The organism is Kitasatospora sp. NPDC087271 (assembly GCF_044744605.1).
In the GTDB taxonomy this organism is placed as follows: Bacteria; Actinomycetota; Actinomycetes; order Streptomycetales; family Streptomycetaceae; genus Kitasatospora.
The window spans coordinates 376,298-388,711 of sequence record NZ_JBIUYQ010000001.1 but is presented as its reverse complement, the minus strand read 5'-3'; the positions used below and the strand labels follow the sequence as shown (position 1 = coordinate 388,711).

Sequence of the window (12,414 nt, the reverse complement as noted above, 5' to 3'; positions counted from 1 at the left end):
GCATGACAGAGCGTCCGACCTTCCCCGGCACCCGGCCCGCCGATCAGCCCGCGCCCGCCGGTCAGGCCGTGTCCACCGATCAGCCCGCGCCCGCCGATCAGCCCGCCTCCACCGGTCAGGCCGTGTCCACCGAACAGCCCGCCCCCGGCGGGGAACCTGCGGACCGGCCCACCGCCGAACTCTGGACCGCCCTCGGCGGATCGGCCGACCTGCTGGGGCGGGTCTCCTTCCACGGCCCCGGCGACGTCCTGCCCTCCGGCCTGCCGGTGCGCCGGCTCGCCCGGGCCACCGTGGCCGCCTGCTCGCTGGCCGCCGCCGAACTCGCCGCCCACCGTGCCGGCGGTCCGGTCCCCGCCGTCCGGGTGGACCAGGGCGCCGTCGCCACCGCCTTCGTCAGCGAACGCCACCTGACCGTCGACGGTCGCACGCCCGTCAGCTTCGCCCCGCACTCCGGCTTCTGGCGCACCGCCGACGGCTGGGTCCGCACCCACGCCAACTACCCGCACCACCGCACCCGACTGCTCGCCGCCCTGGACCTGCCAGCCGACGCCGGGCCCGAACAAGTCGCCGAGTTGCTGGGTGGACTGCCGGCGGAGCAGGTCCAGGAGCGGGCGTTCGAAGCGGGGGCGCTCGCCGTGGCCGTCGCGCCGGTGAGTGCCACCATGCACCCCCTGGTGGAGAGCCGGGTGACCGGCACCGCGCCCGTCCGCCCGCTCGGCGACGCCGGCCCGGAGCGGCCCGCCGCCGGGATCCGCGTCCTCGACCTCACCCGGGTCATCGCCGGACCGGTCGCCACCCGCACCCTCGCCCTGCTGGGCGCCGACGTCCTGCGCGTCGACCCGCCCCAGCTCCCCGAGGCCGACGACGCCCACGCCGACACCGGCTTCGGCAAGCGCTCCACCCGCCTCGACCTCGCCGATCCCGCCGACCGCGCCGTCTTCGACGGCCTGCTCGCCACCGCCGACGTCCTCGTCACCGGCTACCGCCCCGGCGCCCTCGACGCGCACGGCCTCGCCCCCGACGCACTGTCGGCCCGCCACCCCGGCCTGATCGTCGCGCAGCTCTGTGCCTGGGGCTGGACCGGCCCCTGGGCCGGCCGGCGCGGCTTCGACAGCCTCGTCCAGGCCGGCGTCGGCATCGCCGCCCACGAGGCCGGCCCCGACGGCCGCCCCGGCGTACTGCCCGCCCAGGCCCTCGACCACGGCACCGGCTACCTCGTCGCCGCCGCCGTCCTGCGCGCCCTCACCGAGCAGCGCACCGGTCGGCCCGGCGGCCGCCACCTGCGGTTCTCCCTCGCCGGTACGGCCTCGTGGCTGCTGCACGGCATCCCGCCCGAGGCGCCCGCCCCTGCTGCCCCGGCGGACGGCGCTCCGGACACCGGGGCGTACGACCCGGCCCGGTGGCTCGCCGAGACCGACTCCGCCTACGGACGGCTGCGCCACGCCCTGCCGCCCATCGCCTACACCGGCGCACCCACCGACTGGTCCCGCCCGCCGGGGCGCTGGGGGACGGACGCGCCGGTCTGGCTCTGAGGACGCCGCGCAACCGCCGCCCCGACCGGCGGTGTCACCGGCGGCTGGCAGCATCGGCGCATGACTGCACACGCCACCGACTACACCTGGTTCGAGCAGCGCTACCCCATCCCCGGGGCAGCCCACTGCCTGACGCTGGTCGAGGGGATCACCGCCGACGAACTGCTGCGCCGCTTCGGCGCCCTGCCCGGGCGGGAGGTCACCGGCCTGGACGCCGTGGTCGCCGCCTGGGAGACCTTCGACGACGGGGAGGACGAGGAGGCGGAAGCCCGGATCGAGCCGGAGGATGACCGGCTGCTCGTCGCCGTCACCGAACTCGACGGGTGGGCCGTCGTCGTCGAGGTCTTCGGCTACCTCGGCAGCCTGCCCGACGTCATCCGCCGCCTCGCCGACGGCACCCGGCTGGTCTCGCACTTCCGGAACGCCGTCGCGGTGGACCACTTCAACTGGTGGGAGCAGGGCAGCTGCCGGCTTCAGTTCGAGCCGCTGTTCCCCACCCAGCGGCACGGTTCGGACGCCGACGCCCCCGGTGTCCCCGCGCTGCTGACGGCCTGCGGCTTCCAGCTCGACGGGGAGGGTCACGACCTGCACACCGAGGCCGCGTTCGCGCTGGCCGAGCGGCTGACGGACGTCCGGCTCACGCCGGAACGGCTGGAGGCCGCCACGTTCCGGATCGGCTACGCGCCGACGCGCTAGCTAGCTGCGGAGTGAGGCCCGTGAAGTCAGGCCCGTGAAGTCAGACCCCCGCCGGGATCTGCTTGGCCCGGCCTCGCATCTGGAGGGCCGTCACGATCTCGATCAGCCCGAGGATCAGCAGCCAGCAGCCGGCCAGGACGGTCAACGCGGCGATCGAACCGACCGGCCAGACCAGCAGCAGCACACCGGCCACCGTGTTGGCCGCTCCTGCGAAGGCCTGCCAGCCACGGGCCGGCATCTCCGGGTCGGAGACCGCGGCGGCGAGCTGGGTGATGCCCCGGAACAGCCAGCCGATGCCGATCCAGATCGCCAGCAGGACCAGCGACTGCGCCGCGCTGCGGAAGCAGAGCAGCCCCAGCAGGACGCAGATCGCCCCGCTGATGAAGGCCAGCACCCGCAGTGCGGTGGTCGCGTGGGTGCCGAACGCGGCGACCAGCTGCACGATGCCGATGACCAGCAGGTAGAGGCCGAACAGCACGCCCACCACCAGCAGGGTCTCCTTCGGCCAGACGAAGACGACGATTCCGAGGGCCAGCGAGACGATTCCGGCGAGCAGCAGGACCTGCCAGGCGGCCTTGGCGAGCTGGCCGAGCGGACCCTGGACCGGGGAACCGTCGGGGGTGATGATCGGGGAAACCACGGTGGTGCACTCCTCGGGGCCGGGGACGGGCAGGGGTCGAACCCCAGACTGGCCGGGCCACCGCCGACCGGCGCGTCGGGTACGGCCGTTCGGGGGACGGAGACAGGAGAGGGAGGAGAGGTGGCGGAGGGGGATGGAAGGGGGACGGGAGAGGGAGCAGGGAGGAGACGAATGTTCGATGGAGCGGCTCCGGTGGCCTTCCGGTCGCCGGAACGACACCGTCCGGCCGCCTGCCGTCGATATCATCCGGCGGTATGACTTCTGAAGGGTGGGGGACCCGTTCGGTCGAGCCGGTCAGTCAGCACTACATCGTCTGCGGGGGCAACGCACTGGCCCACCGGCTGGTCCTGGAACTCGTCGAGCACTACGAGGTCCCGGTCGTCGTCCTGGTCGCCGATCGCACCCGCGACCACGCGCCGCAGATCGAGCAACTCCCCGGCGTCGCCGCCGTCGTCGAGTACGCCAGCATCACCGACGAGGCGCTGCGCGAGGTGTCGATCGACACCGCCCGCGGCCTCGCCCTCGTCGAGGGCAGCGACCAGGACAACATCCACGCCGCGCTCAGCGCCCAAGGCCACAACCCGGACATCCGGATCGTGCTCCGGATGTTCAACCAGCGCCTCGGCGAGAACATCGAACGGCTGCTCAGGAACGGCGCCGCGCTCTCAGGTTCCGCCACCGCCGCACCCGCGTTCGCCGCGGCGGCGCTCGGGCGGCCCAACTCGGTCGAGATCGGCGGACGCTTCCTGCACATCGCCTTCGACGAGGCCATCACCTCCGACCGGATCTGCGTGGTCGCCGACCACATCGACCGCCAGGACCTCAGCAGGATCCGCCTGCTGCCCGAACAGCGCGGCGACTCGGCCGACTTCGTCCGGCTCGCCAGCGAGTTCGGCGACGACGGGCCGGTCCGCCCCGGTGGCGTCCGCCGCGACGCGGAGCCGGAGCCGGAGCCGGTGCCCGAGGAGGAGCCGGGCGGCGTGGCCGCCCTCCAAGCGCTGCGCATCGAACCCAGGGAACCGATCAGCTGGGTGCGGCGGGCGCGCTGGCGGCTGCTCGACATGATGCGCTTCTTCACCAGCGCCCGGATGCGGCTGGTGCTGCTCACCGCCCTCGCCGCAGTGCTGATGGCCTTCGGCGTTCTCTGGTACCTGAACCGGAACTTCGGCTGGACCCTCTACATCTCGCTACTCGACCTCGCGGGCGCCGCCCAGCCCGACCAACTCGCCGACATCGCCGCCGGGACCGGGACGGGCGGGCTGTGGCAGCGGGTGGCACAGGTGGTGATCACCATCTGCGGGATCACCTTCGCCCCGGTCGCCACCGCCATCGCGGTCGAGGTGCTCGGCTCCGGGCGGCGCGGGCAGCCCCGCAACCCCGGGGCCGGCACCCGGGACCACGTGATCGTCGTCGGCCTCGGCAACGTCGGCACCCGGGTCGCGGCCCAACTGCACGAACTGGGCGTGCCGGTGGTCTGCATGGAGCGCGACCCGCAGGCCCGGGGCATCGCCGCCGCCCGGGCGCTCGGCATCCCGGTGGTCCTGGGCGACGGCCCGTTCGAGGAGCAGTTGCGCCGCGCCCGGTTGAAGCACAGTCGGGCGCTGGTCGCGGTCAGCGGCGACGACGCCACCAACCTGGAGGCGGCCCTGGAGGCGCGCCACGGGAATCCCGAAGTCCGCGTGGTGGTGCGGCTGTTCGATGACAACTTCGCCGGGCACTTCTACGCGACGCTGGACAACGCGGCCTCGCGCTCGGTCTCGTACCTGGCCGCACCCGCCTTCGCCGCCGCCCTGATGGGGCGCGAGGTGCGCGGGATGCTGTCGGTGTTCCGGCACGTGCTGCTGATCGCCGAGTTGACGGTCGAGGACGGCAGCGGGCTGATCGGGATGAACCGGCACGACCTGGAGGACCCGGGCGGCGTCCGGGTGATCGCCGTCCGGTTCGCCCGCAGCGCGCAGTTGCAGTGGAACTTCCCCGACCGCACCCGGCGCCTCACCCCCGGCGACCAGATCGTGGTCGCCGCCACCCGTAGCGGGCTCGCCCGGCTCAACACCGCGCTGGTGGACGAGGTGTGATGGCGGCCGACGGGTAACAGCCGACAGGTAACAGCTAACAGATAACAGCTGACAGATTTCAGATGACGAAATCTGTCAGCTGTTATCTGTTGCTTGTCGGCTGTTACCTGTCAGCTGTCAGTCGTGAGCGGCCAGGTCACCGATTGGTGAAGGACGGCGGGCGCTTCTCGGCGAACGCCGCCATGCCCTCCTTCTGGTCCGCCGTGGCGAACGCCGCGTGGAACAGCCGACGCTCGAAACGGACGCCCTCGGCGAGGGTCGTCTCGAAGGCGCGGTTGACGCTTTCCTTCAGCATGACGGCCGCCGGGGTGGACATCGCCGCGACGGTCTCGGCCACCGTCAGGGCCTCGGCCAGCAGCTGGTCCGCCGGGACGATCCGGGAGACCAGGCCGGCCCGCTCGGCCTCCTCGGCGCCCATCATCCGGCCGGTCAGGCACAGTTCCATCGCCTTCGCCTTGCCGACCGCCCGGGTCAGCCGCTGCGAGCCGCCGATGCCCGGGATCACGCCGAGCTTGATCTCCGGCTGCCCGAACTTCGCGGTGTCCGCCGCCAGCAGGATGTCGCACAGCATCGCCAGCTCGCAGCCGCCGCCCAGCGCGAACCCGGCCACGGCCGCCACGACCGGCTTGCGCAGCGCGCCGAGCCGGTCCCAGGGGCCCAGCCAGTCGTCCAGGTAGACGTCCGGGAACCGGTTGCCCTGCATCTCCTTGATGTCGGCGCCGGCCGCGAACGCCTTCTCCGAGCCGGTGATCACCAGACAGCCGATCTCCGGGTCCCGGTCGAAGGCGGTCGCGGCCGCGACCACCTCGTTCATCAGCTGGGTGTTCAGCGCGTTGAGCGCCTTCGGCCGGTTGAGCGTGATCAGTCCCACCCGGCCCTTGCGCTCGACCAGGATCGTCTCGTAGGTCTCGGTCTCGGTCATCGCCGTTGACTCCCATTCCGCTGCTCGGCGCCGCGCGGGCGCGCCCTGACCATCCAACGATCTACGACGCGCCCCGCCTCGCGCCAGTCTTGGTATGCGAGACGGTCGTCACGGGTCCGGCTCCCCGCTGCGGAGCCGGGGCCCAGGGCTCCGGACACGGGCCGCCAGGGGTCAGAAGCGGACCCCGTAGCGCTCGGCCGCCTGCCGGACGGTCTCCGCCTTGACCTCGCCCCGGCGCGCCAGCGCGGCCAGCGCCGCCACCGCGACCGACTGGGCGTCCACGCCGAAGTGCCGGCGCGCCGCGTCCCGGCTGTCGGAGAGGCCGAAGCCGTCCGTGCCCAGCGACGTCCAGTCCTGCTCCACCCACGGGCGGATCTGGTCCGGCACCGCGCGCATCCAGTCGCTGACCGCCAGCACCGGCCCGGGCGCCCCTGCCAGTGCCCGCGTCACGTAGGGGACGCGCGCCGCCGCACCCGTACCGGCCGCAGCCTGCGTCAGGTTGGCCGCGTCGCAGTCCAGTGCCTCCCGGCGCAGCTCCGTCCAGGAGGGTGCCGACCAGACGTCCGCCGCCACGCCCCAGTCCTCGCCGAGCAGTTGCTGGGCGGCGAGTGCCCAGCGAACGGCGGTGCCCGAGGCGAGCAGTTGGAGCCGCGGCGCGTCGCCGTCCGGGGAGGGATCCGCCGGGCGGTAGCGGTACAGCCCGCGCAGGATGCCGTCGGTGATGTCAGTGACGTCGGTGACGTCGGTGACATCCGTGCCGGTCGGCAGCGGCGGCTGTGGCAGCGGCTCGTTGTAGACGGTCAGGTAGTAGAACACGTCCTCGCCGTGCGGGTGTCGGGGGCTGCTGCCGTACATCCGGCGCAGGCCCTCGCGGACGATCACCGCGACCTCGTACCCGAAGGCGGGGTCGTAGGACAGTGCCGCCGGGTTGGTGGAGGCGATCAACTGCGAGTGTCCGTCGGCATGTTGAAGACCCTCGCCGGTCATCGTGGTGCGTCCGGCGGTGGCGCCGATCAGGAAGCCCCGGCCCAACTGGTCGGCCAGGGCCCACATCTGGTCGGCGGTGCGCTGCCAGCCGAACATCGAGTAGAAGATGTAGAACGGGATCACCGGCTCGCCGTGGGTGGCGTAAGCGGTCGCGGCGGCGGTCAGCGAGGCCATCGAACCGGCCTCCGTGATGCCCTCGTTGAGGATCTGGCCGGTCGCCGACTCCTTGTAGTGGAGCAGCTGGTCGCGGTCGACCGGGTCGTAGGTCTGCCCCAGCGGCGAGTAGATGCCGGCGCTCGGGAAGAGCGACTCCATGCCGAAGGTGCGTGCCTCGTCCGGGACGATCGGCACCCAGCGGTGGCCGGTGGCCTTGTCCCGCATCAGGTCCTTGACCAGTCGGACGAACGCCATGGTGGTCGCGATCTCCTGCGTGCCGGAGCCCTTGAGCAGCGTCTCGAAGGGCTTCGCGGGCAGCTCGGGCAGCGGGGTGAAGCGCACCCGGCGGGCGGGCGCGGGGCCGTCCAGCGCGGCGCGCCGCTCCCGGAGGTAGTGGGCCTCCGGGGAGTCCGGGCCCGGGTGCGCGTACGGGACCAGCTCGCCGGTCAAGGCGCTGTCCGGAATGGGAAGTTCGAGCAGGTCGCGCATCGCCCGGAACTCCGCCCCGGAGAGCTTCTTCATCTGGTGGTTGGCGTTGCGGGCCTCGAAGCCGGGGCCGAGCGTCCAGCCCTTGACCGTCTGCACCAGCACCACCGTGGGGGCGCCCCGGTGCTCCAGCGCCGCACGGTAGGCGGCGTACACCTTGCGCGGTTCGTGCCCGGCCCGGGAGGTCGCGACGATCTCCAACAGCCGCTGGTCGTCCACGGTTTCGGCGATCGCCCGGAGCTCGGGCGCGGCCTGGAACAGGTGCTCGCGGACGTAGCGGGCGTCCGAGGCGGCGTAGGTCTGGAACTGTCCGTCCGGCACCGCGCCGAGCCGGCGCACCAGCGCGCCCGTGGTGTCGCGGGCCAGGAGGTCGTCCCAGGCCTCGCCCCACAGTGACTTGACGACGTTCCAGCCGGCGGCGCGGAACTGGCGCTCCAGCTCCTGGACGATCTTTCCGTTTCCGCGTACCGGTCCGTCCAGGCGCTGGAGGTTGCAGTTGACCACGAAGGTGAGGTTGTCCAGCCCCTCGCGGGCGGCCAGGGCGAGCGCGGCGGTCGACTCCGGCTCGTCCATCTCCCCGTCGCCGAGGAACGCCCAGACGTGCGAGCCGGAGGTGTCCTTGATGCCGCGCGCGGTCAGGTACCGGTTGAACCGGGCCTGGTGGATGGCCGACAGCGGTCCGAGGCCCATGGACACGGTCGGGAACTCCCAGAACCACGGCAGCCGGCGCGGGTGCGGGTACGAGGGCAGGCCGCCGCCGCCGGCCTCCTGCCGGAAGCGGTCCAACTGGGCCTCGCCGACGCGTCCTTCGAGGAAGGCGCGGGCGTAGACGCCGGGCGCGGCGTGGCCCTGGACGTACAACTGGTCGCCGGAGCCGTCGGCCTCCTTGCCGCGGAAGAAGTGCTGGAAGCCGACCTCGTACAGCCAGGCGGCGGACGCGTACGTGGCCATGTGCCCGCCGAGACCGCCGCGGTGGTTGCCCCTGGTCACCATGGCGGCGGCGTTCCAGCGGTTCCAGGCGGTGATCCGGCGCTCCATCGCCTCGTCGCCGGGGAACTCGGGCTCGGCGCCGGTCGGGATGGTGTTGACGTACGGGGTGTCCAGGAGCGGCGGGACGTCGAGCCGGCGCAGTTCGGCGTGTTCGACGAGGCGGCGCAGCAGGTGGGCGGCGCGGTGCGCTCCGCCGAAGTCGCGGGCGGCGTCCAGGGAGGCGCGCCACTCCGCCACCTCTTCGGGGTCGTGGTCGGGAAGCTGGTCGAGCTGGGACACGGATGGTTCCCCTTTGCCGGTGCTTCAGAGTGTCGATTCCGGGATGCGGAATGACATTTCTCTCCATGGAAGGTCTCTATGGACGGTAGGGAGTGATCCGGCGGCGCGTCAACCGCTACCGGGGGGTAATGTGAGCGATGATCGATCATCTTTATGCGAACTACAATCCCGGGCCAGGACCCCGCCCGGATCCGCTCAGGCGGAGCGGTCGGCGTACTCCAGGACGTGTTCCGCCAACAGCCGCCCGACCTCCGGATCTCGCCGCCGGAAGGCCTCGATCAGCGGAGCGTGGTCGGCCGCGTTCTCGTGCAGCTCCGGGCGGACCCGGTGCAGCGACAGCACCGTCCACACCTCCACGCCCAGCCCCTCCCAGGTCCGCAGCAGCGCCCCGTTGCCGGCGGCGGCCACGATCTCGCGGTGGAAGGCCACGCCGTGCCGGGCCTGCCCGAGCGCGTCACCCGCCCCGGCCGCCGCCGCCATCCGTTCCGCGTGCCGCTCCAGGGCGGCGGTGTCCCCGGCCAGGCGGATGACCGCAGACTCGGCGGCCAGCCGCTCCAGTGCGGCCCGCACCTGGTAGACCTCGCGCAGTTCGGCCGGGCTGATCTCGCGCACCCGCACGCCCCGGTTGGGCTCGGCGTCGAGCAGCCCGAGCGACTGCAGCGAGCGCAGCGCCTCGCGCACCGGCGCCTGGCTGACGTTCAACTCGGCGGCCAGGCGCCGTTCCACGATCCGGTCGCCGGGCTGCCAGCGCCCGTTCAGCAGGCCCTCCAGCAGCAGTCCGCGCACCTGCTCGCCGAGCGGCACCCGGGACAGCGGGTCGGCGTCCCCGGCAGGCGGCGGAGGGCTCGGGCGGGTCATGCGGGCTCCTTGATCGTGGTTCATGACGCGTGGTTCATGACGCGTGGTTCATGACGCGTGGCGGTGCGGGGCCGGCGCCGCCGCCCGGTCAGGCCAGGCCCAACTCGTCGCCCACGCGAGGGGCGAGGAAGCGGGCGACGTCCGCCTCCCCGACCTCGGCGAGCGTCGCCGGGGACCAGTGCGGGGTGCGGTCCTTGTCGATCACCTGGGCGCGGATGCCCTCGACCAGGTCGTGCCCGCCCAGCGCGGCGCAGGAGACGCGGTACTCCTGGTCGAGCACGGCCTCCAGGGAGGGGAGCGTGCGGGCCCGGCGCAGCGCGGCGAGGGTCACCGTGACGGCCGTGGGGGAGTTGCCGAGGACCAGCTCCGCGGCCTCCTTCGCCTCCGCCACGCCGGAGTCCAGCAGTCGTTCGACGATCTCCGCGACGCTGTCGGCCGCGTAGCAGGCGTCGATCCAGCCGCGCTGTTCCGCGAGCGGGGCCCCCGGCGCGGGCTCGGCGTGCGCGGCGACGACGGCGGCCGGGTCGGGGCTTTCGGCCAGGGCGTCGAGCAGCGCCGCGATCCGCGTCGAGGGGACGAAGTGGTCCGCGAACCCGCACAGCAGCGCGTCACCGGGGCCCATCGAGGCCGAGGTGAGGCCGAGGTGGGTGCCCAACTCGCCCGGGGCGAGCGCGAGCAGCCGACTGCCGCCGACGTCCGGGACCAGCCCGATCCGGGTCTCGGGCATGGCGACGGTGGAACGTTCGGTGACGATCCGGACCGCGCCGTGGGCGGACAGGCCGATGCCGCCGCCCATGGTGATGCCGTCCATCACCGCGACGTACGGCTTCGGGTAGTGGGCGATCAGCGCGTTCAGCCGGTACTCGTCGCGGAAGAAGGCCCGGGTGCCGGCCCCGCCGGCCTTGGCGTCGTCGTGCAGTGCGCGGAGGTCGGCCCCGGCGCAGAGGCCGCGCTCGCCGGCGCCGGTCAGGACGACGGTGCGCACCCGGTCGTCCGCGGCCCATCCGGCCAGCGTCGCGTGGACGGTGGTGATCATGCCGTGGGTCAGCGAGTTGAGCGCCCGCGGTCGGTTCAGCACGATCCGTCCGGCCCCGCCGTCCAGGGAGACCTGGACCTCCGCCACCTCTGCGCTCATCGGGTCCGTTCCCGTCGTTCGGTCGTTCCTCGGTCTTGACGACTCCTGTCGCCCACCGTACCGGGGCGGCGCGGAGCCGTGATCACCTGACCGGGGGGCGGGCCGTCCTCGCGGCCCGCCGGCCGGCCGCCCGGGCCCGGTTCGGGGCCCTACGGCCAGGCGCGCAGGGCGAGTTCGGCGGTCCGGGCCAGGTCGGCGACGGTGGCGCCGTCCCGGGCCTGCTGCGACATGCCCTGGATGACCGTGCCGAAGTAGCCGGCCAGCGCGTGCGGGTCGGCGTCGGGCGGGAGTTCGCCGTCCGCCTGGGCCGTGCGCAGCCTGGTCTCGAAGGCGTGGAGGTTGCGGTTGCGCAGATCGCGCAGGTGGGCCTGGACCTCGGCGTCCTGCGGGGAGACGTTGGTGGCGGCGCTGATCACCAGGCAGCCGGCCGGGTGGGAGGGGTCGGGGTAGATGGCCGCCGCCTCGCGCAGGATCCGGGCGAAGGCCGCGTACGCGGTGGTCTCCTCCTGTAGGGCGGCCTCCGCGAACGCGCCGACGGGGGAGTGGCCGTAGTGGCGGACGACCTCATCGAAGAGCGAGCGCTTGTCGCCGAACGCGGCGTAGAGGCTGCCGGGCCGGATGCCCATGGCGGTGGTCAGGTCGGTGACGGAGGTGGCCTCGTAGCCGCGCTCCCAGAACAGCCGGGTCGCCGCCGTCAGCGCCTCGCCCCGGTCGAAGGTCGGTGGTCGTCCGCGCCGGGGCCGCGTCGGGTTCTCGGTCATGCCGGAATTTTAGAACACCCGCTCAACAAGTGTGTTAGCTTCTTTCTTGAGCGACCACTCAACAAATAGGGTGGGCGAAGCGGGAAGGGGCTCAGTCATGGGCAGGCAGGCACTCAAGGGCAAGACCGCGCTGGTCACCGGGGGCAGCAGGGGGATCGGCCGGGCGATCGCCCGCAGGCTCGGCCGCGACGGCGCCACCGTCGCCGTCGGCTACGCCCGCGATCAGGAGGCGGCGGGCGAGGTCGTCGCGGGCATCCGCGCCGACGGCGGCCGGGCCTTCGCGCTGCCCGCCGAACTCGGCCGGCACGGGGACGCGGCCGCGCTGTGGGAGGCGTTCGACGCCGGGATCGGCGCGCACGCGCCCGACGGCGGCGTCGACATCATCGTGAACAACGCCGGGATCGGGCGCAGTGCCGACCTCGCCGCGCTCACCGAGGAGGGCTTCGACGAGGTCTTCGCCGTCAACGTCCGTGCGCCGTTCTTCGTCGTCCAGCACGGACTGCACCGGCTGCGCGACGGCGGCCGGATCATCAACGTCTCCAGCGGCGCGGCCCGCCTCGCCATGCCGGAGATCATCGCCTACGGGGCGACCAAGGGGGCGCTCGACACCTTCACCCTCAACCTCGCCAAGCAGCTCGGCCCGCGCGGGATCACCGCCAACTCGGTCGCGCCGGGTGTCGTCGACACCGACGTCAACGCCGGCTGGCTGCGCGGCAACGCGGAGGCGGAGGCCCATGCGGCCTCGCTCGCGGCCCTCGGCCGGGTCGGGCAACCGGAGGACGTCGCGGACATCGTCGCCTTCCTCGCCTCCGATGACGCCCGCTGGGTCACCGGCCGGGTCATCGACGCCACCGGTGGGGCGGGCCTGTAGGCGCGGTGCGTCCGGTGCGCGGGGGG

General features: G+C 73.3%; 10 protein-coding genes. 4 read left to right on the top strand and 6 right to left on the bottom strand.

Translation table 11 applies throughout. The features are described from left to right. The first annotated feature begins 2 nt into the window (after positions 1-2). Positions 3-1,532 carry a CoA transferase gene (locus tag ACIO9K_RS01695; RefSeq protein WP_400326029.1) on the top strand — a complete coding sequence of 510 codons (1,530 nt, stop codon included), beginning with the start codon at positions 3-5 and terminating at the stop codon, positions 1,530-1,532. A 60-nt stretch (positions 1,533-1,592) separates the two neighbouring features. After that, positions 1,593-2,228: a DUF6461 domain-containing protein gene (locus tag ACIO9K_RS01690; protein WP_063349874.1), complete on the top strand. Its 636-nt coding sequence runs from the start codon at positions 1,593-1,595 to the stop codon at positions 2,226-2,228. 40 nt (positions 2,229-2,268) lie between these two features. Here ACIO9K_RS01690 and ACIO9K_RS01685 read toward each other — a convergent pair whose 3' ends face one another. Then, positions 2,269-2,868: an HdeD family acid-resistance protein gene (locus tag ACIO9K_RS01685; RefSeq protein WP_363616517.1), complete on the bottom strand. Its 600-nt coding sequence runs from the start codon at positions 2,866-2,868 to the stop codon at positions 2,269-2,271. Positions 2,869-3,122: 254 nt separating this feature from the next. Between ACIO9K_RS01685 and ACIO9K_RS01680 the strand changes: the two genes are divergently transcribed. Further along, on the top strand, positions 3,123-4,943 hold the full coding sequence (locus tag ACIO9K_RS01680) for an NAD-binding protein (RefSeq protein ID WP_363616519.1): 1,821 nt from the start codon (positions 3,123-3,125) through the stop codon (positions 4,941-4,943). A 136-nt stretch (positions 4,944-5,079) separates the two neighbouring features. Here ACIO9K_RS01680 and ACIO9K_RS01675 read toward each other — a convergent pair whose 3' ends face one another. The 5 genes from ACIO9K_RS01675 to ACIO9K_RS01655 all read right to left on the bottom strand — a co-directional run bounded on the left by ACIO9K_RS01675 (position 5,080) and on the right by ACIO9K_RS01655 (position 11,517). Next, on the bottom strand, positions 5,080-5,865 hold the full coding sequence (locus ACIO9K_RS01675; RefSeq protein ID WP_063349877.1) for an enoyl-CoA hydratase: 786 nt from the start codon (positions 5,863-5,865) through the stop codon (positions 5,080-5,082). 171 nt (positions 5,866-6,036) lie between these two features. Further along, positions 6,037-8,763 (bottom strand): pyruvate dehydrogenase (acetyl-transferring), homodimeric type, encoded by a 2,727-nt coding sequence (aceE, locus tag ACIO9K_RS01670; RefSeq protein WP_400326024.1) that lies wholly within the window; start codon positions 8,761-8,763, stop codon positions 6,037-6,039. Between the two features lie 195 nt (positions 8,764-8,958). Further along, complete coding sequence (locus tag ACIO9K_RS01665) at positions 8,959-9,621, bottom strand: GntR family transcriptional regulator (RefSeq protein WP_400326021.1); 663 nt, start codon at positions 9,619-9,621, stop codon at positions 8,959-8,961. Between the two features lie 88 nt (positions 9,622-9,709). Next, the gene (locus ACIO9K_RS01660) at positions 9,710-10,756 is read right to left on the bottom strand and encodes an enoyl-CoA hydratase/isomerase family protein (RefSeq protein ID WP_400326018.1); all 1,047 of its coding nucleotides are present in this window, start codon (positions 10,754-10,756) and stop codon (positions 9,710-9,712) included. A 149-nt stretch (positions 10,757-10,905) separates the two neighbouring features. Then, positions 10,906-11,517, bottom strand: coding sequence for a TetR/AcrR family transcriptional regulator (locus ACIO9K_RS01655; RefSeq protein WP_400326015.1), 612 nt, complete (start codon positions 11,515-11,517; stop codon positions 10,906-10,908). Between the two features lie 97 nt (positions 11,518-11,614). On the opposite strand from ACIO9K_RS01655, the gene ACIO9K_RS01650 reads away from it, so the two are divergent. Next, complete coding sequence (locus tag ACIO9K_RS01650) at positions 11,615-12,388, top strand: SDR family oxidoreductase (RefSeq protein WP_363616525.1); 774 nt, start codon at positions 11,615-11,617, stop codon at positions 12,386-12,388. The last annotated feature ends 26 nt before the right edge of the window (positions 12,389-12,414 follow it).